At 49.1% G+C, this 23586-nt stretch carries 19 protein-coding genes; 11 read left to right on the forward strand and 8 right to left on the reverse strand.

Annotation, left to right across the window (positions count from 1 at the left end; all coding sequences use genetic code 11):
* Positions 1-265 precede the first annotated feature (265 nt).
* Entirely contained in the window at positions 266-1531 is a 1266-nt protein-coding gene (locus tag ACTHPM_RS04405; protein ID WP_440393956.1) for an LTA synthase family protein, read from the forward strand.
* Between the two features lie 73 nt (positions 1532-1604).
* Positions 1605-3278, forward strand: coding sequence for a ribonuclease J (locus ACTHPM_RS04410; RefSeq protein ID WP_440393957.1), 1674 nt, complete (start codon positions 1605-1607; stop codon positions 3276-3278).
* Positions 3279-3370: 92 nt separating this feature from the next.
* Here the strand turns inward: ACTHPM_RS04410 and ACTHPM_RS04415 are convergent, their stop codons facing one another.
* The gene (locus tag ACTHPM_RS04415) at positions 3371-4309 is read right to left on the reverse strand and encodes an aldo/keto reductase (RefSeq protein ID WP_440393958.1); all 939 of its coding nucleotides are present in this window, start codon (positions 4307-4309) and stop codon (positions 3371-3373) included.
* Between the two features lie 26 nt (positions 4310-4335).
* Positions 4336-5331: a Gfo/Idh/MocA family protein gene (locus ACTHPM_RS04420; RefSeq protein ID WP_440393960.1), complete on the reverse strand. Its 996-nt coding sequence runs from the start codon at positions 5329-5331 to the stop codon at positions 4336-4338.
* A gap of 122 nt (positions 5332-5453) precedes the next feature.
* Here ACTHPM_RS04420 and ACTHPM_RS04425 point away from each other — a divergent pair, with 122 nt between their 5' ends.
* Complete coding sequence (locus ACTHPM_RS04425; protein WP_440393961.1) at positions 5454-6299, forward strand: AraC family transcriptional regulator; 846 nt, start codon at positions 5454-5456, stop codon at positions 6297-6299.
* A 61-nt stretch (positions 6300-6360) separates the two neighbouring features.
* Here the strand turns inward: ACTHPM_RS04425 and ACTHPM_RS04430 are convergent, their stop codons facing one another.
* Positions 6361-8097, reverse strand: a complete 1737-nt coding sequence (locus ACTHPM_RS04430; RefSeq protein ID WP_440393962.1) for an ABC transporter ATP-binding protein — start codon at positions 8095-8097, stop codon at positions 6361-6363.
* 286 nt (positions 8098-8383) lie between these two features.
* Between ACTHPM_RS04430 and ACTHPM_RS04435 the strand changes: the two genes are divergently transcribed.
* Entirely contained in the window at positions 8384-9181 is a 798-nt protein-coding gene (locus ACTHPM_RS04435) for an SDR family oxidoreductase (protein ID WP_440393963.1), read from the forward strand.
* Between the two features lie 64 nt (positions 9182-9245).
* Here ACTHPM_RS04435 and ACTHPM_RS04440 read toward each other — a convergent pair whose 3' ends face one another.
* Positions 9246-10751 (reverse strand): stalk domain-containing protein, encoded by a 1506-nt coding sequence (locus ACTHPM_RS04440; protein WP_440393964.1) that lies wholly within the window; start codon positions 10749-10751, stop codon positions 9246-9248.
* A 531-nt stretch (positions 10752-11282) separates the two neighbouring features.
* Here ACTHPM_RS04440 and ACTHPM_RS04445 point away from each other — a divergent pair.
* From ACTHPM_RS04445 to ACTHPM_RS04455, 3 genes are read left to right on the forward strand one after another with little or no spacing between them, the layout of a single operon-like run.
* A complete protein-coding gene (locus ACTHPM_RS04445; RefSeq protein WP_440393965.1) occupies positions 11283-12020 on the forward strand; it encodes a hypothetical protein in 738 nt (245 codons plus the stop codon).
* Between the two features lie 12 nt (positions 12021-12032).
* Positions 12033-13721, forward strand: a complete 1689-nt coding sequence (locus tag ACTHPM_RS04450) for a VWA domain-containing protein (protein WP_440393966.1) — start codon at positions 12033-12035, stop codon at positions 13719-13721.
* Between the two features lie 48 nt (positions 13722-13769).
* On the forward strand, positions 13770-14909 hold the full coding sequence (locus ACTHPM_RS04455; RefSeq protein WP_440393967.1) for a toxic anion resistance protein: 1140 nt from the start codon (positions 13770-13772) through the stop codon (positions 14907-14909).
* A 79-nt stretch (positions 14910-14988) separates the two neighbouring features.
* On the opposite strand, the gene ACTHPM_RS04460 is transcribed toward ACTHPM_RS04455, so the two are convergent.
* The 3 genes from ACTHPM_RS04460 to ACTHPM_RS04470 form a co-directional block, all read right to left on the reverse strand.
* The gene (locus ACTHPM_RS04460) at positions 14989-16245 is read right to left on the reverse strand and encodes a cytochrome P450 (protein ID WP_440393968.1); all 1257 of its coding nucleotides are present in this window, start codon (positions 16243-16245) and stop codon (positions 14989-14991) included.
* Between the two features lie 180 nt (positions 16246-16425).
* Complete coding sequence (locus ACTHPM_RS04465; RefSeq protein WP_440393969.1) at positions 16426-17289, reverse strand: CAP domain-containing protein; 864 nt, start codon at positions 17287-17289, stop codon at positions 16426-16428.
* 128 nt (positions 17290-17417) lie between these two features.
* The gene (locus ACTHPM_RS04470; protein ID WP_440393970.1) at positions 17418-18125 is read right to left on the reverse strand and encodes a MerR family DNA-binding transcriptional regulator; all 708 of its coding nucleotides are present in this window, start codon (positions 18123-18125) and stop codon (positions 17418-17420) included.
* Positions 18126-18276: 151 nt separating this feature from the next.
* Between ACTHPM_RS04470 and ACTHPM_RS04475 the strand changes: the two genes are divergently transcribed.
* Together ACTHPM_RS04475 and ACTHPM_RS04480 are read left to right on the forward strand one after the other, a co-directional pair.
* Positions 18277-18957 (forward strand): DUF6273 domain-containing protein, encoded by a 681-nt coding sequence (locus ACTHPM_RS04475; RefSeq protein WP_440393971.1) that lies wholly within the window; start codon positions 18277-18279, stop codon positions 18955-18957.
* Between the two features lie 81 nt (positions 18958-19038).
* Entirely contained in the window at positions 19039-19935 is an 897-nt protein-coding gene (locus ACTHPM_RS04480; RefSeq protein WP_440393972.1) for an RCC1 domain-containing protein, read from the forward strand.
* A gap of 31 nt (positions 19936-19966) precedes the next feature.
* On the opposite strand, the gene ACTHPM_RS04485 is transcribed toward ACTHPM_RS04480, so the two are convergent.
* Positions 19967-21061: a GerAB/ArcD/ProY family transporter gene (locus ACTHPM_RS04485; RefSeq protein ID WP_440393973.1), complete on the reverse strand. Its 1095-nt coding sequence runs from the start codon at positions 21059-21061 to the stop codon at positions 19967-19969.
* A gap of 159 nt (positions 21062-21220) precedes the next feature.
* On the opposite strand from ACTHPM_RS04485, the gene ACTHPM_RS04490 reads away from it, so the two are divergent.
* Complete coding sequence (locus ACTHPM_RS04490) at positions 21221-22876, forward strand: histidine kinase N-terminal 7TM domain-containing diguanylate cyclase (RefSeq protein ID WP_440393974.1); 1656 nt, start codon at positions 21221-21223, stop codon at positions 22874-22876.
* 188 nt (positions 22877-23064) lie between these two features.
* On the forward strand, positions 23065-23574 hold the full coding sequence (locus tag ACTHPM_RS04495; RefSeq protein ID WP_440393975.1) for an RNA polymerase sigma factor: 510 nt from the start codon (positions 23065-23067) through the stop codon (positions 23572-23574).
* Positions 23575-23586: the final 12 nt, after the last annotated feature.

Here is a 23586-nt window from a genome sequence, read left to right on the forward strand (position 1 = left end):
AAAATCGCATATTCCCTCCGGACGATTTCACTGACAGCATTCCGGGCCGGATGGTAACCCGGTTTCGAGGACAGCATAACAGGCGAAACTTTTGTACAGAGGAGCGGACTAAGATGCCATGAACAACATCAAATCCCACCCATTTGCAATCGGATTCCTCCTTATTGCAATCATGATCTGCATCATCGTACTCATGGTACACCTCGACAGCCGTCATCATGAAACGACAAATAAAGCTTCAAAGCCCATGAAGGTGAGCAGTGCAATGGAAACTAGGGACATGATCCGGGCAAGAAACGAACTGGACAACGTATTTCCATTTCATGAAAAGCCTTTGAAACAAAGAGCTTATTTCGGCAAAGGGAAAGGTTCTCATCTGATCGTCGTTCAGCTGGAATCATTTCAGAATTTCCTGATCAACGCTTCACTTCAAGGACAACCGGTCACACCGGTCATGAATCAATTATCGAAAGAGAGTTTATATTTTCCGCGAATATTCCAGCAGATCGGCATCGGAAATACGTCAGACGCCGAATTCCTAGTCAATACTTCCATATATCCGGTTGGTTCGAAGCCCATGTCCACCACATTCAGCAGCCGGATGGTCGCAAGTTTAGCCATGCGGATGCAGCAGGAAGGCTACAAGACCCGTACCTTTCATGTGAATGACGTCAGTTATTGGAATCGCGATGAAATGTATCCGGCTCTGGGCTTTCAAAAGTATTACGATCGTCCCTACTATCGCAACGAAACGTTCAGCCGCTTCGGCGCATCGGATGAGGAGCTGTTTCGGGTTGGGATGAACAAAATGAAGGCGATGGATGAGAGCGGAGAGCTCTTTTACAGCCAGTTTGTGACCGTATCCAGTCATTCGCCCTTCACCATTCCGGAACACAGCCGCACGCTCAAGCTTCCTTCGTCGCTCCGTGACCGAAGGCTTGGCCATTATTTGTCCTCTGTTCATTATGCGGATTACGCGCTCGGAACCTTGATCAGCAGTCTCAAAACATCCGGCTTGTGGGATCGCAGCGTATTCGTCGTATATGGTGATCACTTTGGTCTCCATCGAAAATATCATCAGCCGGAAGAGATCAGCCGGATTTTGAATGTACCCTATGATCCACAGATCAGCACGTTCAATGTACCTTTGATGATCCATCTTCCGCATCAGCATGAAGGCAGAATCATGGACCGGACCGGAGGACAGGTCGACCTGATGCCAACGATCATGAATATTATGGGTATTCGAAATCAGGCGGAAAGCACCATGTTCGGACATGATCTTCTCAACATTGAGCATAACATCATTGGAATACGCTACTACTCGCAGCCGGGCACCTTTGTCAACGACGAAGTGCTTTTTGTTCCGGGTGTAAAAGGTTTTGCGGATGGCATGGCCACATCTATCCGCACGCTGCAGCGCGTGGAGGATATCCGCAAGTATAAATTCGAATACGACTATATACTGCAGTGGATGAAACTGTCGGATCAATATGTTAAGAAGCTGCCTTCACGGAAGCCCGAAACATGAATAACTTTTTCGGGATAATCAATACTAAATGCCAAGGAATGTCTTTCCACCTGAGCAAAGGAGGTACATAAGATTGAATCCCATTGAACAAAATTTGCTTGTCGGGGCATTGGGCGGCGTGAATGAAATTGGTAAGAACATGTATTTCATACAATACGCCGATGATATCGTCGTCATCGACTGCGGTTCCAAATTTCCGGATGAAAGCTTGCCGGGCATTGATTTGATCGTTCCCGATATTGCCTATTTGCTCGAAAACAAGGATAAAGTCAGAGGGCTTATCGTGACGCACGGACATGAGGACCATATAGGAGGCATCCCATATTTCCTTAAGCAGCTGAACGTTCCGGTGTACGGATCAAAGCTTACCATCGGATTGATCAAGCTGAAGCTGAAGGAGCACGGACTGCTTCGGGATGCGAAGCTTCATTTGATTGATGCGGATTCCAGAATATCGGCCGGCGTGATCGAGGCTTCCTTCTTCACGACCATCCACAGCATTCCCGATTGCCTGGGCATTTGTTTTCAAACGCCGGAAGGCAGTGTGGTTCATACGGGGGATTTTAAATTCGATATGTCACCGGTCAAAGGACCCTTCCCGGACTTGCACCGCATGGCAGAGATCGGAATGCAGGGGGTCAAGGTGCTTATATCAGAGAGCACCAATGCGGAAAGACCAGGCTTCACACCGTCGGAGCGAGTCGTGGGGGAGCATATTTTTGACGCCTTTGCCGGTGCCAGGCAGCAGGTATTCATATCGACGTTCGCCTCCAATGTGAATCGTGTCCAGCAGATCATCGATGCGGCCATGGCGACGGGACGCAAGCTGGTCCTGCTCGGCCGAAGCATGGTCAATGTCGTGACGATGGCCAAGGAGCTCGGTTATTTGAATTTTCCGGATGATCTCTTGCTTGCTCCGGATGATACGGAGCGGTTTCCAGCTGAGAAAATCGCCGTACTATGTACTGGTAGCCAAGGTGAACCGATGGCTGCACTTTCGCGCTTGGCGAACTCCAAGCACCCCCACATTGAAATTCTGCCCGGGGATACGGTCATTATCGCCGCAGGCGCGATCCCCGGTAATGAACGCAATTTAGCGCAGGTCATCGATAATTTGTATGTGCTTGGGGCTCGGGTAATCTACGGTACAGGAGCTGCCACGGGTATGCATGTGTCCGGGCACGGGAGTCAGGAGGAGTTGAAGCTGATGCTGACGCTTATGAAGCCGGAATTCCTGATCCCCGTTCACGGAGAGTTTCGCATGCTGTATCAGCATCGCCAGCTTGCGGAATCGGTGGGGGTGCGCCCGGAAAATGTGTTTATCATTCAGAATGGCGATACGATCCGAATCGAAGAGGGCAGAGCTTCCCTCGGCCCGAAAGTGCCATCAGGAAATAGTCTGGTCGACGGTCTGATGATTGGGGATGTGGGCAATATCGTCCTGCGGGATCGCAGACAGCTGTCTTCAGACGGAATGCTCATAATCGTAACGACGCTCAGCAAGACGGAGAGGCACATGGTCGCATCCCCAGAAGTCATCTCCAGAGGCTTTGTGTTCGTCAAGAATTCCGATGAGCTGATGACTGAAATCCTCGATATCATTACCAAGACGATGAACGACTTGACCGAAGCCGAGACGACTCAATGGAGCCTGATCAAGCAGACGCTTAAGGATCACGTCGGGCAATTCGTGTACAGGCAAACCAAGAGAAGACCGATGATCCTTCCGATTATCATTGAGGTATAGTGCAGAACCAACCCAAAGAAACATAAACGGCTCGAATGCCGTTTATGTTTCTTTGGGTTATAAACTGAAATGCATATCTGAACGATCCGGCCTCATAACACGTCAGCCGTCAGGTCGAGCCATTCCATTTCGTGCTTCGTCAGCTTGATCAACGAGCCTTCGTCGCAGGAGCGAAGCTCTTCGGCGGATTGAGCTCCGATGAGTGCGCACGTTGGAAACGGTTGATTCAGAACATAGGCCAAGGCAATTTGGATGGCTGTTGCGCCTTTGGCTGCAGCCAGTTGTTTGGCCCGGTTCAGTCTTTCCCAGTTATCGTCATTATAGAAGACTCTCATCAGATCAGCGTTGTCACGGACTTCAGGAGTGAACCTGCCCGTAAAGAATCCTCTGGCTTGCGAGGACCAAGAGAACAAGGGGAATTGTTCCTGCTCATGCCAGTCGCAGGTTTCCGCATCCGCGGTTACGCAGCCAGCCCAGAAAGGTTCGTTCGGTTTGGCAAGGCTGAGGTTCGGGCTGCTGAACGCGAATCCGGTCAAGCCATGAGAGGCGGCATAGGCATTCGCTTCCTGAATCCGCTGCCAAGTCCAATTGGAAACACCGATCGCTCCGACCGTCCCTGACTTCACATATTCGTTCAGCGCTTCGATGACTTCACCGGCTGGCACGTTCGGATCATCGCGGTGCAGAGCGTAGAGATCGATGAAATCCGTCTGCAGCCTTTCCAGGCTTTGCATGAGGTCTTCACGGATGTGCCGCTCACTTACCCGGGGGCCATTCTGGTCATGATGCGCGCCTTTGGTCAGGATGACGAGCTGATCCCGGTTGTTTCTTTCCTTCATATAGCGGCCGATCACTTCCTCGCTCTGGCCTCCGCAGTAAATATGCGCCGAGTCGATGGAATTGCCGCCTATAGCCATAAAGGCATCCAAGTTGGCGGCAGCTTTATCATAAGAATCATGGTAAAAATAGTCAGAGCCCTTCATTAATCTGGACACAGGCTTCGTGAGCCCCGGAACCGTTATATACTCCATAAATCTATCCTCCTGACGGAATGTAATTAAAGGTTCACCCGTGCATGTTCCCGGGCGGATAACAGACAAGCATCAAGGACTTTCATATTCCGTATGGCATCCTCGGGAGAGAATCGAAGAGGAGCCTCGCCGCGGATGGCCTGAGCGAGTTGATCCGCTTGTTCGGTGTATGCGTTTACATCCCGCGCATGAATTTCTTTACGTTCGCCATTCGTGGTGATATAGAAATTGCCGCTGCCGGGCGATGGCGTGACGAAGGCGGATGGAACCTCAATGATACCCTCCGTGCCGAGTACTTCCAGCGGATTGCGGGAAGCAGCCCACATGCCGCAGTCAAACGAGAGGGATACGTCCCCAAACTCTACCAAACCCGAAGCCATCATGTCGACATCACCATGCTCCGGAGAGAAGAACGCATTGACCGTCACCGCTTGGGGTTCCCGGCCTAGAAGCAGTCTTGCCGCATTGATCGGATAACAGCCCACGTCATAGAGAGAGCCGCCGCCCCAATCCTTACGAAAACGCACATTGCCCGTGCTGCCGGAGCTGTTGAAGGTAAAGGCGCTGCGAATGCCTCGAATCTCGCCGATGGCGCCCGAATCGATCAAGTCCTTGATCGCGTCGTACCGCGGATGATATCGGTACATGAAAGCTTCCAGCAGATATACCCCGGCATGCTTTGCGGCTGCGGCCATTTCTTCCGCTTCTTCAGCCGTGAGCGCAAGCGGCTTTTCGCAGAGGATATGCTTGCCGGCCTCGGCCGCACGAATCGTCCATTCCTTGTGAAGATGATTCGGAAGCGGGATATAGACCACATCGATCGACGGATCTGCAAGCAGTGCCTCATAACTTCCATAAGCGTTTTCGATATTCAGTTCATCAGCTGTTTGTTTTGCTTTATCCCAATCCCTGCTCGCGATCGCCACAACCTCATTCCATTCGGACAGCTGGACTCCGGGAATGACGGATCTCTTGGCGATACTGGCGCAGCCGAGAACGCCCCATCTCAATTTACGGTTCATGCTCTTTACCAACTCCTCAGGTTCATTTATGATGATATTGCGATTATAAAAGATTAGTTTTGAAATTAAAATAATATTATTTTGCCACTCATTATAACAATATTGTCATTCAAGGAGTGCCCATGAAACGTCAAATCCATCTGCTCACACTGCCGCAAATGCCGTTTTTCTGTTTTCCCGAATCCGTCGGCATCTACCAGAACGACCCTGAACACAGCGTATCCCGCAAAGCAGGGGCCATGAACAATTTCAATATTCATTATGTTGCCGCAGGCAAGGGCTATGTGGAGACTGATCATGCTGTCCACGAGCTGCGCGCCGGAGAAGCCGTGCTTTATTTTCCCATGCAGCAGCAGAGGTATTACAGCAGCGAGGACGATCCGTGGGATGTGCGCTGGGTACACTTTTACGGAAGCGGGCTGCAGCATTATCTGGTGGAAAGAGGGCTGAATGCCAGCCTCCTGTGGACGATCCGGCAGAAGGAGATGTATGAAAAGGCTCATGAGGCGCTGCTGTCGGAAGCCGAAGCGAGCCGGATGCTGCATCCGATCCATCTGTCCACACTGACGTATGCATTATTAAGCGTGTTCGTCGAACAGGCAACGGCCTTGACGAATAATAAGCCGAGCTCTTCGAACAGCCGGATTTTGGAGCTACTCCCGATGATGCAGCAGGAAGCCGTCAAGCCTTTCAGCCTCGAGGAATGGTCCGATAGACTGGGTGTGAGCAGTTATTATTTCTGCAAGCTGTTTCGCAGCGTCACGGAAATGACCCCCATGGAGTTCATCACTCGCTGCCGGCTGCAGGCTGCCAAACAATGGCTTTTGGAACGCAAAGATACCAGCATCGGACAAATCGCCGAAGAAGCCGGATATCCCAGCGTCAGCTACTTTAACAAGCGTTTTATGGAGCATGAAGGGATGACGCCTACCGCCTACCGGCAGCTTTATGGCGTACACAGACATTGATCTGACCTTTACATAACAAAAAACGGCAGCAGCTGCCGTTTTCTAGTTTATTGCTCTGTATCTATATCTTAAGCTGCATGTGATACAGGTTCGCATACATCCCGCCGTGCTCCAGCAATTTGTCATGCGTTCCTTGTTCTAGGATGCCATTCTCCGTTAACACGATGATGCGATCTGCGTTTCTAACCGTGGATAATCGGTGGGCGATGACAATGGTAGTGCGGTTGTTTCTTAGCGCCTCAAGCGAATCCTGAACGGCTTTTTCGCTTTCGTTATCGAGTGAGCTGGTCGCTTCATCTAAAATGATAATGGGCGGATTTTTCAGGAAAACGCGCGCAATGCTCAGTCTTTGCTTCTGTCCGCCGGACAATTTAACGCCTCGTTGACCGATGTCCGTATCATATCCATCCGGCAGCCCCATGATGAAGTCGTGGGCATTGGCCATTTTGGCGGCTTCAATCATTTCTTCCCTCGTTGCATCGATTCTGCCATACCTGATATTATCCAGAACGCTGCCAGCGAACAAATATATCTCCTGCTGAACGATCCCGATCTGTTGCCTGAGCGAGCGTTGGCTTATATCCCGGATATCCGTTTCATCCAGCAGAATAGCTCCGTCCGTGACTTCATAAAATCGGGGAATAAGCGAGCATAAGGTGGTTTTACCCACGCCGGAAGGTCCGACCAGCGCTACATACTCTCCTTCCTGGATTTCGAGCGAGACGTTTCGCAGTACTTCGTCGCCACGTTCTTTATATTTAAAAGAAACATGTTTGAATTTGATATGTCCTTTGGCATGCATGAGCTCGATCGCATTTTTAGAGTCTTGTATATGGGGCTCGATTTCCAAAATCTCCATAAACCGATCAAAACCGGTGATTCCCTCCTGATAAAGCCTCGCAAAGTTCACCAGACGCTGAATGGGCTCAATCAGAATGCCGACACACAGGACAAAGGTGAGAAGATCCGCCAGTGCAAGGGAAGCATTCACAATGGCTGTTCCTCCAAAGACAATTACTGCGATCGTAATCAAATTCGTAAAGGCAGACATGCCCTCGGCAAAAAGGGTTTCGCTCTTATAGCCTTCCTTGCGGCTTTTCACGAACCGTTTGTTCGCTAACGCAAATTTATGAGCCTCGATTTGCTCGTTGTTAAATGATTTTACGACCCGGATTCCCGAAAGGGTATCCTCGACCTGGGCGTTGATGTCGCCAATCCGGTCCTTGCTTGTTCTTAATGCCGCATTCATTTTCCTATTGAAATAAAAGGCATGCAGCGCCATGAAAGGCAAGAAGAGAAACACGATGATCGCAAGCTTTACATTCATGCTGATCAAGATGACAAATGTGCCGGAGAATTTCAGTAATGCGATGACGATATCCTCCGGTCCATGATGATACAATTCGGTAAGCGACAGAATATCGTTCGTCGTCCGGGTCATTAACTGTCCGGTCTTCTGTTCGTCGTAGAACCCGAAGGGTAGCTTCATCAAATGATCGAACAACTCGCTTCTCATGTCGCTCTCCATCTTGGCTCCCATCACATGGCCCTTATAACCGATAAACATGTCACATAGAGTATGAACGATGACCAAGCCGAGCATAAATGCGCCTAACAGGTAAATTTGATTAAGAGCCTCCTCCGGGGGGCCGTCCAGCACGCGTAACGTGAGATAACGGACGCAAAGCGGAAGAATGAGGGTAATGGCCGAAACGATTACGGCACATGCCAAGTCCGTTATTAACAAGCCTAGATAAGGCTTATAATAGGACCAGAATTTTCGGGTTCGGGATTTCAAATCGTTGACCTCCATAAGGCTGGAGGGTTAGTGAATAAAGTCCCTCCGGCAAATTGTGATTTGGGCCGACTTTTTCGTTTTTCTCATCGCAAATCCTCCGTTTCCTAAGTAATCGTTACATAACCTTATATTACTGCATCTTCTAAACGATGATATATTTCTTATCGACACAAACGGGCTCCTTTTGATTTGCTTTTTTTCACCAAGGGTAATGAAAATAGGGGAGAGTTGTCCCACGAAACCCGAATAATTTGGGATGAATTGCAAACAAAGGAGCGGATACAGCATGAATAACAACATGAATAAGCTGCAAAACAAAGTCGCAGTCATCACGGGAGCCGGTTCAGGTATCGGTGAAGCCACCGCCATTCGAATGGCTGCCGAGGGCGCAAAGTGCTGCCTTATCGATAAGAACGAACAGACCGTAGCCAGCACTGGAGAGCACATTAAACAGGCCGGTGGCGAAGCCATTTGTTTCACCGCCGATATATCTAATGCGGAAGAACTCGCTACAGCCATAAAGGCTACAGTAGAGAAGTGGGGAAGCATCGACATCTTGTTCGCCAATGCAGGTATCCTGGGTACCATATCTCCGATCGAGTACTTCCCATCGGATGAATGGGCTGGAACCATTACCAACAACCTGGTGGGGACGTTCGAAACGGTCAAACAGGTTATTCCCCATATGAAAGAAAAAGGCGGTTCCATCGTGGTTACCAGCTCGGTCAGCGGCAATCGGCAAATTGCCCAGGCAGGGTTCACCGCATACAGCACGTCGAAAGCCGGCATCGCCGTGTTCGCGGAGATGGCTGCTCTCGAGCTTGCCCAATACAACATTCGCGTAAACGCCGTTTGCCCGGGTTTAATAGACACGAATATTTTCGATTCACAGAAGGAATCCGAGCATGTGAAGGAGATTAAATTCCCGTTCGAAATTCCTCAGAACGGCATTCCGCTGACGCATGGCGCAGGTAAGCCCGAACAGGTGGCAAACCTCGTGCTTTTCCTTGCCTCTGATGAAGCGAGCCATATCACAGGCACGAAGGTATTCATTGATGGGGCGGAAACGCTGATCAAGGGATAGCAGCAGATGAACAGACAAAGGACCGTCTCCGTGGGAGACGGTCCTTTGCTTGCATAAACTGCGATTAAGGACTGGAAATGCTTAATTGGGCAGCTTTCGGATCATAAGCAGCCGAGAATCCCATGTACTTCAATAAGGTTACAGGAATCATCGTGGCTCCGCTGACCCCGTATATCGGACTGAATAACATCTTTTTCTCACCATTGACTGTGACTTCAAATGGTTTTGAATCAAACGAAGCGACGGTATCTTTGTATCGGATGCTATATTTCTGGTGCCCGTCCAAGGAGACTGTAACTTCGAGCGATGCCCCAAGTTCCTTAACCATACTCTTCAGCGGCACGCTGACCAGGTTATCCTTTATTACTGCAGGGAAGGACGCAGGCATCAGCTTGCCATTCACGACCACCGTAACGGGAGTTTGAATCCGCTGCGGGACATATTCCATTCCATCGTCCGTATGACGGGGAACTCCAACCTGATTCCACGTATTGGCTCCCCAGCCCCAGACTTGACCGCTTGCATCGATTGCCAGACTGTGCGTATCACCTGCCGATATCGAGACTGCTTGCCGTATTCCTTTCACAATGCCTTCCTTGCCAGCCGGATTCTTCCCATATGTCCACACCTCCCCTTGTTCTGTCAGGAGAAGGGCGTAGCCATTCGCAGCTTTCACATTTTGGATCCGCAGCTTGGGGTAGATTTTAGCTGGTTTTCCGACTAGCTTAATAGACGGCGAGGACGGATCTATGGACCCTTTCCATGCAGTACCGGTTTGATCTATTCCATAGATCTTATACTGCGCGTCGGCGGAAATCTGCTTCATTGCTGGCAGGTTCCTGATCTGTGAGGGAACGGATACATTGAGTCCGTTGTCCGTCTGGCCAGCTGTGAATGCCCAGACGGCGCCGGATGTATCCAAGGCATAAACGATGCTTTCCGCAGTAACCAGATCAGTGATTTTGTGAAGCCCATTGATCTGTTGCGCTTTGCCGGATTCACCTGTTTCCGCATTTCGCATCCATGTCCACACCGTACCATCGGGCTTCAATGCGAAGCTGACATAATGGAGAGTATACACCCGTGAAATGCCGGATAGGGAGGTCAACTGACGCGGCGGCTGCGTTTGGGTGGAATTTCCGAAACTCTCGCCCCATTCCCATACGGTCCCGTCTTTCTTTAAGGCCAGCTGGTATCCGTAGCCGCTTGTCGCAATTGAAGTAATGCCTGACATTGAACTCAGCCGAACGGGAGCATTCATGCTGGATACCGAAGTTGTGTCCGGAATTCCCAGTTCGCCGAGCAGATTGCGTCCCCAAGTCCATACGGACCCGTCAGCTCGCAAGCCGACAGAATAATATGCACCGGCCAGTACTTGAGTAAAGGCAGTGTCTGCGATTTTGAAGCCGTTAGGAAGCACATTCGAAGCAGCAGAAGCAACATGTGGCGGCTGCGGCTGTCCCGCATTGGCGGTCTGAATCGATGCAGCATGCGTAAGGCTGATGAGCGCCGCCAGCGCAGTTACTGAGATGCTTTTTATGAATTTTGCAGATTGAAGACGATTTAACATGACATCCTCTCCTTAACTTCTAACCTATCTGAAACTTTTAACCTATAAGGGTCATAACGCCTCAAAGTAAAGAAAAGTTGCAAGAAAGATACCCCGGGGGAATTCTTTTGAGAATATAGTTAACATAATTAATATTATGTATCTCGAATTCTCTATTTTCAGATCCAGGAGATTACGGTTTTGTTTTTTTTCTTTTTTGTGAACACGTCACCGCTTGTCATATGGTACAATTTTCATGTTAAGGAAGCTTTACTGTCAGGATGAGATGCAAGAGCAAGAGGGTATGTTGACAGGTCTCATCGTTACTAAACGGCTTTAACAGGAGGGGAACGACACGACATTCAAAATGGAATTGATGGAGAGAGCGCAATGATTTGTAACGAATGCTGGAACTTATGTACAGATAGATCGTAAGAATATTTCAAAAAAGGAGTTACCTATACGAGTTTGATCTGCTGCTAACCGGCGGCTGCCGAGAATATAGAAGTCATATAAGCAAGCAAAGGGACTATGCAGAGGGGGCGCACCTTATTGAAATTGACGAAATACATAAAGTTTATCGGACTTATCGCAGCTGTGCTGATTGTGAACATCCTCGTACTCTCGCCCGGATTTATCGGTGTCAAGATCGGCGGTGGTCCATTACAGGCGGCTATCGGTATCACTTTGCTGGCTGCCAGCGCTTTGTCCCTCCTCTACGGAAGCTATGTCTGGCTGTTTAAGCCGCCCGTAGTGCGGCCCGTGAGAGAGATCAAAACGCATGAGGATTACGTGGAGGCGCTTCAGCGCTTCAAACACATGAGAACGCTTGAAGAAGACATCACCCTGGCGTTGGAACAGCTCGAACGACTGCGCAAGAAGAAAGCGACCTTGCTGGGTGTATTGAATCAGCGATTTGATCCCTCGGAGCTCAGCTTCAAGAAGTTCGATTCGGTCACCTATGAAGTGGAGAAGCTGTTTTACCTGAATGTCAGAAGCATTCTGAACAGACTCGGCGTCTTCGACGAATCGGAGTATAGAAACGTCATGAATCAGAAATCAAACAAATTCTCCAGTAAGCTTCAGCAGGAAAAATTCAACCTGTATAACGAGTACATATCTTTCATGAAAAGCTCTCTGGGAACCAACGAAGAAATATTGCTCAAGCTCGACAAGCTGCTGCTTGAAATATCCCGTTTGGATAGCTTCGAGCCGGGTGACATCGATCAAATGCCTTGCATGCAGGAAATCGATACGCTGATTAAGCAAACCAAATTATATAAACAGTGAGAGGTGCAATGAATGGCGAAAAAGAGCAGGTTTTTCATCATATCCGGACTGATTTTGGTTATCGTATTCGTTCTTGTTTATGTCGGAGTCAACCTGACTTCCAATCTCGGAAAGACCAAACCGCAGGTGACTGCGCAGGATGCCGCCAAGCGGCTGAATAAACTCTATTCGAACATTTCGGTTAGAACCGATACACCTGTAAAAGGCCAAATCGACCTGAATCCGGTGGATGTTGCCGAATCCCTTCCGGAAATCACCAAATTTCCGATCACCGTAGATAACACCACGGATAATTTCGTGGAAATATTCTCGTCTCCGGAGAAAGGCGGCACCGGAATCGACGGATGGCTGTCTGAGGTTGCCGGAGATTTTAACAAAGCCAACATCAGCGTGAACGGAAAACCGGCCTCAGTCAAAATCCGCAACATCGCTTCCGGAACAGGCGTGGACTACATTAAATCAGGCAAATACGTTCCCGACGCCATCACCCCTTCGAATGAGTTATGGGGAGAAATGATCAAAGCGGGAGGCGTCAAAACCACGCTCATATCGAAACGGCTCGTAGGAAACGTTCCGGGCATTGTTTTATCCAAGTCCAAATATGATGCTTTAGTGGAGAAATATGGTTCAGTCAACGTCAAAACGGTTACCGAAGCCATTGCGAACAATGAGTTTTCCATGGGATATACCGATCCGTTTGCCAGCTCGACAGGCCTCAATTTCCTTGTAACAGCACTAAACACCTTTGATAGCTCCAACATACTCGGTGAGAAAGCGGTTCAGGGCTTTGAGAAGTTCCAGGCTAACGTGCCTTTTACGGCATCGACCACCATTCAAATGCGCGATGCTGCCAAATCGGGAATGCTGGACGGGTTCGTATTGGAGTATCAAACCTACGCGAACGCGGCGGATCTGAAGGGCGGCTACGTGTTCACCCCGTTCGGCGCACGGCATGACAGCCCGTTATACGCATTAGGGAATCTGCCTGCGAACAAACAGGAAATTCTGAAGAAGTTCGCTGACTTCGTCGCTCAGGATAAGTACCAAAAAACTGCGCAGAACAATGGCTTCAACAGTCTGGAGGATTATAAATCGGAGCTTGCGAACGTCGACGGCAACACGCTGATCGCCGCACAAAAGCTGTGGAAAGAGAAGAAAAACGGCAATAAACCGATTGTCGCGGTGTTCGTAACGGACGTGTCCGGCAGCATGGCGGGCGAACCGCTGAACCGCCTGAAGGAGTCCTTGCTTAAAGGGCAGAAATATCTGGGCAAAGACAACAGTATCGGCCTCGTATCGTATTCAAGCGATGTCACTATTAATCTGCCGATAGCCAAGTATGACACGAATCAGCAATCCATGTTCGTCGGTGCGGTGAATAGTCTGCAGGCGACGGGCGGCACGGCGACATTCGACGGCATCGTTGTTGCGCTCAAAATGCTTCAGGAGGAGCTAGCGGCGAATCCGGCCAGCAAACCTATTATCTTTGTCCTCAGTGACGGCGAAACGAATGAAGGAAATACGCTCAAGGATATCAAGGGCTTGATCGAAGCCTATAAGGTTCCGATTTATACGATCGGTTACAATGCGAATATCAAGGCGCTCCAGAGCATCTCGAGCATCAATGAAGCGGCAAGCATTAACGCGGATACGGATGATGTTGTCTACAAAATCGGGAATTTGTTTAACGTTCAAATGTAATCCATGAATCACCCATAGCCATTTGATAATCATTCGAGGGGGAAGAATATGTCATTTTCCATGGAAGTCGCAAGCCCGGAAGAAATCAAAGCCGCAATCGAAGAGGAGGTTAAACCGGTACCCGAAGAGGTCGCCAAGCTTCAGGAGCTCGCAAATTCCAATGTTGCGGCGATTATGGATCTCGATATCGAGTCGCTGGAGAAGAGAAAAGAAATTCTTCAATCTATTGATGCTTTTGGATTAAATACAATGAAAATGTCCTCTGACAAAAACACGCTGCTTCAAGTATCTGTCGGCAAGCTTTCCAAGACGGGAGATGAGGGAGGGGATGTCGCCAAAGGATTGGCAGAACTGCATACGCAGCTTCGGGATCTGGATCCGAGTGTCGTCGATTTTGCCAAAACGGGCCTTCTCGGGAAGCTGTTTAATCCGCTGCGAGCGTATTTCCTCCGCTATGAAAAAGCGGACGGCGTGATCGCCGATATCGTGGTCTCGCTGGATAAAGGCAAACAAACACTGAAGAACGACAATACGACGCTCGAAATCGAGCAGCAGACGCTTCGCGATTTGACGAAAAAGCTGCAGAAAGAGATCGAACTCGGCACACTGATGGATCAATCGATTGAGACACAGATCGAAGCAGCCAAAGCACGCAGCGAAGATCCCGATAAAATCCGTTTCATCACCGAAGAAGTCCTGTTCCCGCTTCGGCAGCGCGTCATGGATCTGCAGCAGATGATGGTAGTCAACCAGCAGGGAATCATGGCCATTGAAGTGGTCATCAGAAACAATAAGGAACTGATCCGCGGGGTCGATCGGGCGAAGAACGTCACGGTTTCCGCGCTGAAAATCGCCGTTACGGTGGCCAGTGCCCTATACAATCAAAAGATTGTCTTGAAAAAAATTGAGCTTCTCAACCAAACGACGAATGAACTGATTGCCAGCACTTCAAGAATGCTGAAGAATCAAGGAGCTGAAATTCAGAAGCAGGCTCTAGAGGCAAGCGTTTCGGTCGATACGATGAAGCAGGCGTTCACAGACGTCCTGTCTGCACTGGACTCGATCAGCACTTACAAGCAGGAAGCGCTGCCCAAAATGCGGGATACCATCCATCAGTTCAGGGAAATGGCTGACAGCGGCGAGAAACAGATTCTGCGGCTGGAAAAGGGTCATAAATTGGGCTTGTGAGCTGGAATGGCTCGGATACAAAAAGCAAAGCCTCCACAGTTCCTTCGGGATGTGGAGGCTTTTGACTGTTTAACTGTCATTAAACTGATTTGACGTTCTGGATCAGAATGTGGCTGTGAGGTAAAGACGGCATGTCGCTAAAACTGAAGCTCAAATCCTGCTGCGGAACGTCATAACTCATTCGATTCGCCAGGTAATCAAGGCTTTCCTTCATGATCTCAATAGTGATCCATTCGCCAGCGCATCGATGCCCCGTCGAATGATCGCCCCCGCCTTGAGGGATAAAACCAAACGGAGTTCCTTTCCAGTCCTTGAATCGGTCCGGATTGAAAAGCTCAGGATTGTCCCAGAGCTCAGGGTGATGATTCGTACCGTAGAGATCCAGAATGGTTAGTGTTCCTTTTTCGAACGCGTAGCCGTTCCATACAAAATCCTTAACCGGACGAGCCGGCAAAATGGGGAAGAAGGGATAGAATCGGCGGACCTCCTGCACGAAATGTCCCAGTTGTTCTTCGCTTGCATCGGCCAGCTTCCTGCGTTCTTCCGGCTGCTGGATGACAGCTAACGCGGTGAACGCAATGTAAATGGCGACGGCAACGATCGGACGAATAATATTAATGATTTCTACCGCGGCGACTTCGGCATCCAAAAGCTCGCCTTGAAGGTTCTTGTGCCATGAGAATGAATAGAGGGCCGTATTTTCCGGTGGATTGATCTGTCCATTCCGGACGCTCTCGACGAGATCACCAATCCATTTTTCCGCTTTGTTCCGGGCGTTTTTGCCTTTCACGTAGGTGATTCCGAAGGAAGCGACCGATTCGACCATCGTCCCCAGCCATTTGGTCTTTTCATCGACTTCGTCCAGCGGCAGCGGAACGCCGGCCCATTCGCAGCCCACTCGGCATAAAATTTCCTTGGCCTCTTCATAAATTTCAATTTCTTTCTTTGTTTCGAAGCGGCCCACGGCAAGAGCCCACTGTTTGCGCGTAATTTCCCGCATGCGCTTCATTTCAGCCTCTGTCATGAGCGACATGAACATCGCTTTGCGGTGCCGATGCTCCTCGCCATCCAAAGTTTGCACGCCGGTTTCACCGAACAATGTTTTTAGTACATGTTTGGGGGCTGCTCCCTGTCTTATGAATTTATCCTCGTCGTAAAACAATTTGGCGGCCGCTTCTCCACGCATGCAAATCGCTCGCTCACCCAGCAGGCGTGTTTCGAATATATCCGATTGAAAGCCGATAGTTCGATTTGTAATATACAAGTAACCTTCTTTTAACATGTTCAGGCTATGATCCAAGCCTTCTTCCTTAGGAATAGGTATTGTCCCTTCCATATCCGCAAGCCTCCTTAAGATCGGTAAATCGTCATAGGAAATACATACCCATTCACCTGAAGGATGAACAAGGCCAAGGGTTTTCAGCAGGCAGATAAAGCAGCACCTATGGCTGCGTCAGGAATGGTATAAGACAGGAGGCTCCGGGTGGAACCGCCTGTCTTAGGAGTGCTTGATGCCTTATCCGGTAAATTCCTGCACCCATTCATTGTTATAGAAAGCAATGCCGATATGGGTGTAGCTCTTATTGAGAATGTTGGCTTTATGTCCCGGACTGTTCATCCAATCTTTCATGACTTGACTCGGTGAAGTTTGTCCTTTGGCGATATTTTCTCCGGCGGATTGATAGGTAATTCCAAATTCTTTCATCATGTCAAACGGAGATCCGTGGGTTGGCGAATTATGATCGAAATAATTGTTGTCATACATATCCTTCGCTTTGGCCATAGCCATTTTGGAAAGCTCGCCGTCCATGCTCAGCGCATTTAGGCCTGCTTTGGATCGTTCCTGATTGACGAGGTCCAGAACCTGCTGCGCGTACGCGGATGAATCCTTGGAAGCGTTCTGGCCGGTTTGCTCGTTCTGCTCCGTCTGAGCATTTCCACCGCCCATGTTCTGACCGGCACCTGTACCCTGGCCGGCTTGGCCCGTTTGACCACCATTCGCTGTTCCCCCAGCAGGTGCATTTCCTTCCGTGCCCCCTGCCGGCGATTGACCTGCCCGGTTGCCAACGGCTCCTTGGATCAAATCCAGCAGTTCGGATGGTAGGCCATCCTGCGTCCCTTTAGCGGTAAGCTTGCCCGTATTCCATGAAGACGAGGTGGAGGATGCCTGCGTGACAATTCTTGCCTGAGCAGGGGACTGCGAATGGGCTTGCGAATGCGATGAACCGGTTGGATGCATATGGGATGGGGAGGTCGTCCTTGTATTCGTGGAAATTCTGGCAGGTACATCGTTCGCTTGTTTGGTTGTAACGTTGTCGTTTGATGTGCAACCTGCAGCTAAAATCAGGGAAGCCAGCGCGAAATACTTCATGTTCATCATATATTGTTTTCTCCTCGGTCTATTCAAATTAGTGAAGCCACCAAGGTTTAATTTTTCCTCTGACCGGCCTCCTTATTCGAAAAACCGAAAGAAGGCATAAAAGGGAATGCCTAGGAGCATTTTGAACATTATTCTATTTCTTTAAGGTGTATATAAGTCATCATTTCTGATATGCCATTCATTTGCTTTCTCAACTGATCATCCAGCTTCTCAAGAGCCACTTTAAACGAGTGTTCAATCCTTGATATATCCTGAGTCTCTAGCGCTTCAAGCAACTGCTTCATGCTCTCGATGAAAAAGACGGTCTTTCGCAAACTGCTCAATACGATAATTTTTTTTAACTCCCGAGACGTAAAGACTCTATATCCATTATCAGGATTGCGCTTCGCGTGGATAAGTCCCTCTTTTTCCCAATGTCGAATAGCGGATGGGTTTACGCCAGCGATCACTGCAACATCCCCAATGCTCATGTCATCGTTGACCTGAATATTTCTGTACATGGAGAAATCCGTTTGGTGAATGAGACTCATGATCTCCTCGACTCGTTGCTTCTCGATTTGAAGGTTGTACTGCTGCAAATTAATTGTCCAAAGTGCTTGTTGAACATCACCTTTTTTCAATAAGTTCATGACATCGTAGGCAATAGGCAGTTCGAATCCTTGTATCAACGAACGTAAAGCCAAGAAAGCTTGAACATGGAGCTTCGTATAATATCTTCTATTACTGGTTGTCCGTGGAACTTCAGGCACCAAATTCAGGCTTTCATATCTTCGCAGGGTTGTGGTGCTGATATGAAGTCTATTAGCCATCTGTTTCGGCGTGTAGGTGTTATCCACCTTCAATACCTCCTTAAAGTCAAACTCTTAAGTACGGCAACAACATTATAAGAGACAATAGCAGCCCCCACAAGGAATTCCGGTTCATCAAACGAAATCTTGCATGAATGTTATATGATCGAATCAGGAATGAAAAAGGAGGAGGAACTTCATGCAAACGGATCTGGCTCTAACATACCGCAATCTAAAGGCCGGCGAATTCATTGAGTTTGGCATGTATCCAAATTCAGCAGACGGTCATAAAAAGGCGATACGATGGCGCGTTCTTCAAAATTCAGGTAGTGAGCTGTTTGTTTTGAGTGAATATATTGTGGACTGCAGGAGGTATCACGGCAAGCTCGCGGATTTGAAGTGGCGTGATTGCGTTGAAATCACATGGCTTGAATGCGATTTGCGCGAGTGGCTGAATGATGAATTCTATAACTCCGCATTCAACGAGATCGAAAAGCTGCTTATAAAGACGACCTGTTGTACAGATAACGGAGTGGACTGCCCGGATACGGAGGATAAGGTTTTTCTGCTTAGCGCTGCCGAGATCAAAAAGATATCTGAGTTTCACGGTTGGGATTGGAGGCGTGCTGTTGGAACCGATTTTGCTAAAAAGAAAAAGCCCGATGGATGCAGCCTATATGTATACGATAAAGCGAATAAAGATAACTACATTATCAGCGGCGGATACGAGCTCGGCTGTTCCTGGTGGTGGCTGCGAACCCAAGGCAACCTGCCTTCACGTGCTTCCTTTGTAGGTACCGGTTGCAGTATTCGCAGCTATGCGAACAACAGTATAGGCAGTTATGGGGTGCGTCCTGCTTTAAATATCCAGCTTTCATAACCAAGGTCTAAATTGTATCTGCCCCTTCGACAATAAAGGTTAAAGGTGAAGGATTTTGTTCAGTGTACAAGGAGGTAAGCCATGGATCATATGAACATGTATGAAGCTGCATTCAATCAGCGGCGATGGCCGCAAAGCACCCTAGCGGCGGGTCGTCGTCATACGGTTGGCCTTCAAGCGGATGGTACGGTGGTTGCGGTAGGTGACAATCCATGTGGTGAATGTGATGTAAGCGGCTGGCGCGATATCATTGCGGTTGCTGCCGGTAATGTGCATATGGCGACGAATACCGGTAAAGCTCATACCGTCGGCCTTAAGGCGGACGGTACGGTAGCGGCGGTGGGTTGGAATAAGCATGGGCAATGCAGCGTAAGCGGCTGGCGCGATATGGTTGCGGTAGCGGCCGGCTGGCGTCGTACCATAGGACTCAAATCCGATGGCACGGTGGTGGCTGCGGGTCGTCCTAACGAAGGCCAATGTAATGTAAGCGACTGGCAAAATATAAGAGCGATCGCGGCGGGAGACTGGCACACCCTAGGTGTTAAAACGGACGGCACGATGACCGCGGTCGGTAACAACAGGTACGGCCAATGCAATATGGACGATTGGCGGGACATCGTTGATGCCGCCGCGGGTTACCTCCATACCGTTGGCCTAAGAGCAAACGGCACGGTAGCGGCGGTGGGTTTGAACAAACGGGGTCAATGCGAAGTAAATAGCTGGCGCGATATGGTGGCAATCGTGGCAGGGAGTTATCATACCATCGGCCTCAAATCAGATGGCTCGGTAGCCGCCGCGGGGTGGAACGAGTATGGCCAGTGCAATATACACGATTGGCGGAATATAGTAGCGATCGCCGCAGGTTGTGTGCATACCATCGGATTAAAATCAGACGGCACGATAGTCGCGGTAGGTAATAATGAATATGGCCAATGCAACGTTAACGGCTGGCGCGGCATCCAATCCAACAGACTTTAAGTGACCTGCCGGCTCAGTAGGTTTAACCAAGTCAATCCTGGCTTAGCCTTTTTCTCCTGACTTTCAGCAGCTGCAGGACCAGAATCAGTAGAATGGGGAGGGAGAATGCAAGAGCAACCTCAATAAACAGCATCCGTCGCAACCATAGCTCGGCTTGGATAAAGTTTCTGGGAAGGAAACCGCCTGCAAACACGAGAAGAACGATGCTAAAGGCCAAATGGTTGAATGGAATGCGCGGGAACGTTTGCTTCAAAGTGGTTAGTGACGCAAAACAGAACATGGCAGTCGTTGTTAGCGTTGCAAACAGGTAAAAGACGAACACCAGGCTCGCGATCCGGTTGATGAATGACATTTCAATAAAATCCAGCAAATCGATCAACGGGTACAGCAGGGATTGGATTTGGTCAAAACTGAAAAATCCGAAAGCTGTAACAATGACGATGAGCTGTACGGTGCTGATCAGACCATGGCCGATGAGGACCCCTTTGAACAGCTTGCTTTCTTTTTGAACAAAAGGAAACAGAAACAAGCACAGCTCATATCCCACAAAGGTGATATAGACTTCCATCCAATTGTGAAAAGAATGGCCTTGTGCCGCATCCCGGAACCAATAAGTAGTAAAACGGACGCTCTCCCAATCCCGGAAATGATAAACGGTTAGAAACAGCGTCCAAATCGACATAAAGAAAAATATGGTGTTCGCTTTGCTGATGCTGTAAATATTTTTGATCAGGAGAAAAAATACCATAAAGCAAAACAACAGGAAGATATACATGATGTTTATGGTCTGAAAAGATATCAGCTGGAACACCAGAAAAAAATTTTTCCCGATAAACGCAGCCGTTGTGATCCAAAAAAGGGAGAGGATCAGATATAACGGGTTCAATATCCCCTTCGGAAATGCGGTTTCGAGGATTTGGAAGATAGAAGCTCCGTTGCCTTTCTGATATACAACCCGATACAGCAGAATATTAAACGCGGCAATCAGTGACAAAAAAATATAGCCGAGCCAGCCGTTCGTGCCGATGTTTTCGGCAACAAGCCGGGGCAGACTCAGCAAATTCACGGTGGTTTCGGTCATATAAATGAGCAGAGCAATATGAAAAGTGTTCAGTTTTTCTTTCATGATATACCCCGCTTAACTGGTTGGTTTCGAAAGTACAAGCAGAGGATATTGTTCCCAGTATGAATAGGAATATACGGAAACGATTCGGTGTGATAACATCGGATTAAGAGTCTGCCGGCCACCTTGCCGTCAAACCACAACTTTGATTGGGAGCAGATGATGGGAACACCTAACTCCGCTATTTTAACGCTTATCGTCACGGCAGGAGTGATTAACGTCCTCATGGGACTGTATTCGCTGTCCGGAAAATCCAAAGTGTCAATGGTAAAAGCCTTCTTCGTTTTCAGCATGCTGGCTGCGATCTACACGTTCGGTTCCGCTCTGGAGCATGCCAGCGATTCGCTGCAGCAAATTCGATTCTGGATCAAAATCGAGTATTTGGGCATGCCCTTCCTTCCGCCTTTAAACCTGCTGATTATTATGTCGTATCTCGGCATGGATCGCTATTTGAAGCGCGGCGTGCGCATCGCCCTGTTCTTTATCCCTGTTGTGACCCTCATACTTGTAATGTCCAACGAATGGCATCATCTGTACTACCGAGACATGATCGCCCGGCCCGGCGCTTCCACTTTGAAAGTGGATTTGGTTGCAGGACCTTGGTACATCATTCAGGGGGCATTTACATCGGCATGTATGTTTGGCGGCATTGTACTGCTGTTAATGCACTGGCGTAAAATGCCTTCCTACCGTTTTCAACTGGGTACGATGCTGATGGGGCTTATCTTGCCTTTGGCAGGGGATTTTCTTTACCTTGGCGGGCTGACTCCAGGCGGCATCGATCCGATTCCGATCATCATGACGGTCACCTCGGCGTTGTATCTGTGGGCAATTGCCTCCAAAGGCCTCTTTCATGTGGCGCCAATCGCGAGGGATAATCTCTTCGTAAGCATGCGTGACGGTGTGCTTGTGTTGGACCGTGATAACCGTTTGGTCGATTATAATCCTGCGGCGTCACATATGATTCCTGAACTCAGCACAAGCTCGATCGGTCAGCCGCTTCACCGCCTATGGCAGCTTCATACGGACGAGCCTATGATAGAATTGAGCCATCCGATGAGTCTGGATGAGCGCTTAGCCGATATTCAGGAAATACACTGGCGTGTAGGTAATAACAAATTGAATTACCAAATCCGTTCCTCCGTGATCCGCAAGCAGGGAGGACAAGAAGCCGGTAGGTTAATCGTACTGATTGATGTCACCGAACGGACGAGACTTCAGGAGGAGCTGCGTCAAATGGCTTACTTCGATGGTATGACGCGGATCTATAACCGTACGCATTTCATGAAGCTGAGCAGTCTGCTACTAGCCGAAGCAGCCGGGCGGCGGGTTCCAATGGCCATATTGCTGTTTGACATCGATCATTTCAAGCGGATCAATGACGTTTATGGTCATGATATTGGCGATCGAGCCTTGCTGCATATCGTAGGGATCTGTCAGCAAGCCCTGCGTCCGGCAGATTTATTCGCCCGATATGGCGGAGAGGAATTCGTCATTGCTTTGCCGGGAATGACGATGCAACAAGCAGTGGAAGTCGCGCAGCAGATCCGTGCCAAGCTATCGGAGCAGCCGATGGAGACGCCCCAGGGTTCACTTACGGTAACGGCAAGCTTCGGAGCGGCCGTGAGCGAGATAGTTACGCAAGACGTTATTGTAGAGTTTCCTGTTGAAGAGGCCATGCTGACAGCCCAAGAAACAGCAGCGGCCACAGATACGGATAGCTGGAACGGGGAGCTTCAGCGTCTGCTGAAGCTGGCAGATGATGCATTGTACGAAGCCAAGCGCGGGGGACGGGATACGGTCCGGACAGCTCAATAAAATCTCCAAAGCCTGATTGAACTCAGGCTTTTTGCATTTTTACATAGTAGCAAATTGCATTTGGATGAAATAAATCAATCGTTTTTACGGACATCCACGTCTTACTTATACATGGAATGATCTGAACAAACAACTTGGATGGGCTTCTTCCACAGGAACAGAGCCGGAAGAAGGAACGGTGAATGGTGATGATGGAAAACGTAATGAGCGAGATCAAAACAGCGCGTTCCGAGAGGGTGGACGAAGAAGCATTCATGAAACGTCTGTCGGATGAGCAGCGCAAGTGTTATTCAATTGCATACGGCTATTTGCGAAATGAAACCGATGCTTTGGAAGCCGTGCAGGAAGCGAGCTGCCGGGCCTGGTTGAAACGCAAAAAGCTGAAAGACGAGCGAGCTTTCACGCCTTGGCTGATCCGGATTACGATCAATTGCTGCATGGACGAGCTAAGGCGAAGGAAGCGGATGTTTCCGTCCGAGGAGCTGAAGGAAGAAGCGGCGCAGGAGATGAAGAGCAGTGAACGGATCGACTTGGAGCGGGCGATGGACCGTATGAAGCCGAAATATCGCCATGCCATCATGCTGAAATATTACCAGGACATGACGACCGTCGAAATCGCCAAAGTATTGAACAAGCCGGAAGGCACAATCAAAACGTGGCTGCGCGAAGGATTGAAGCAGCTCCGGAAATATCTTTGAGGATCGTGAGGC

This window comes from Paenibacillus sp. SAFN-054, assembly GCF_051966755.1.
Classification (GTDB): Bacteria; Bacillota; Bacilli; order Paenibacillales; family Paenibacillaceae; genus Paenibacillus_AQ.

Excerpts from the sequence above, each read along its gene's own strand:
- ACTHPM_RS04405 (WP_440393956.1), top strand. The coding sequence starts at position 266 with ATGGAAACTAGGGACATGATCCGGGCAAGAAACGAACTGGACAACGTA.
- ACTHPM_RS04480 (WP_440393972.1), top strand. The coding sequence starts at position 19,039 with ATGGATCATATGAACATGTATGAAGCTGCATTCAATCAGCGGCGATGG.
- ACTHPM_RS04485 (WP_440393973.1), bottom strand. The coding sequence starts at position 21,061 with ATGAAAGAAAAACTGAACACTTTTCATATTGCTCTGCTCATTTATATG.
- ACTHPM_RS04475 (WP_440393971.1), top strand. The coding sequence starts at position 18,277 with ATGCAAACGGATCTGGCTCTAACATACCGCAATCTAAAGGCCGGCGAA.
- ACTHPM_RS04440 (WP_440393964.1), bottom strand. The coding sequence starts at position 10,751 with ATGTTAAATCGTCTTCAATCTGCAAAATTCATAAAAAGCATCTCAGTA.
- ACTHPM_RS04490 (WP_440393974.1), top strand. The coding sequence starts at position 21,221 with ATGGGAACACCTAACTCCGCTATTTTAACGCTTATCGTCACGGCAGGA.
- ACTHPM_RS04455 (WP_440393967.1), top strand. The coding sequence starts at position 13,770 with ATGTCATTTTCCATGGAAGTCGCAAGCCCGGAAGAAATCAAAGCCGCA.
- ACTHPM_RS04420 (WP_440393960.1), bottom strand. The coding sequence starts at position 5,331 with ATGAACCGTAAATTGAGATGGGGCGTTCTCGGCTGCGCCAGTATCGCC.
- ACTHPM_RS04425 (WP_440393961.1), top strand. The coding sequence starts at position 5,454 with ATGAAACGTCAAATCCATCTGCTCACACTGCCGCAAATGCCGTTTTTC.
- ACTHPM_RS04450 (WP_440393966.1), top strand. The coding sequence starts at position 12,033 with ATGGCGAAAAAGAGCAGGTTTTTCATCATATCCGGACTGATTTTGGTT.
- ACTHPM_RS04460 (WP_440393968.1), bottom strand. The coding sequence starts at position 16,245 with ATGGAAGGGACAATACCTATTCCTAAGGAAGAAGGCTTGGATCATAGC.
- ACTHPM_RS04495 (WP_440393975.1), top strand. The coding sequence starts at position 23,065 with ATGATGGAAAACGTAATGAGCGAGATCAAAACAGCGCGTTCCGAGAGG.
- ACTHPM_RS04415 (WP_440393958.1), bottom strand. The coding sequence starts at position 4,309 with ATGGAGTATATAACGGTTCCGGGGCTCACGAAGCCTGTGTCCAGATTA.
- ACTHPM_RS04465 (WP_440393969.1), bottom strand. The coding sequence starts at position 17,289 with ATGATGAACATGAAGTATTTCGCGCTGGCTTCCCTGATTTTAGCTGCA.
- ACTHPM_RS04435 (WP_440393963.1), top strand. The coding sequence starts at position 8,384 with ATGAATAACAACATGAATAAGCTGCAAAACAAAGTCGCAGTCATCACG.